1 protein-coding gene is annotated in these 239 nt (G+C 68.6%); it reads right to left on the bottom strand.

Annotation, left to right across the window (positions count from 1 at the left end):
- On the bottom strand, positions 1–199 hold a 199-nt coding region (locus tag C6N31_RS43215), incomplete at its 3' end, for an AMP-binding protein (RefSeq protein ID WP_438817459.1).
- Between the last annotated feature and the right edge of the window lie 40 nt (positions 200–239).

Genomic DNA, 239 nt, shown 5'->3' on the forward strand with positions numbered 1-239 from the left:
GGGCGAGGTCGCCGGTGCGGTACATGCGTGTGCCGGGTTGTGGGTTGTGGGGGTCTGCGGTGAAGCGTTCTGCGGTGAGTGCGGGTTGGTTGAGGTAGCCGAGGGCGAGGCCGGTGCCGGCGATGTAGAGCTCGCCGGTGACGCCGGGTGGGACGGGTTGGAGGTGGTTGTCGAGGATGTATATGCGGGTGTTGGCCATGGGGCGGCCGATGGGCACGGTGGCGTTGCCCGTGTAGGGG

The organism is Streptomyces fildesensis, from assembly GCF_016107395.1.
Lineage (GTDB): Bacteria > Actinomycetota > Actinomycetes > Streptomycetales > Streptomycetaceae > Actinacidiphila > Actinacidiphila fildesensis.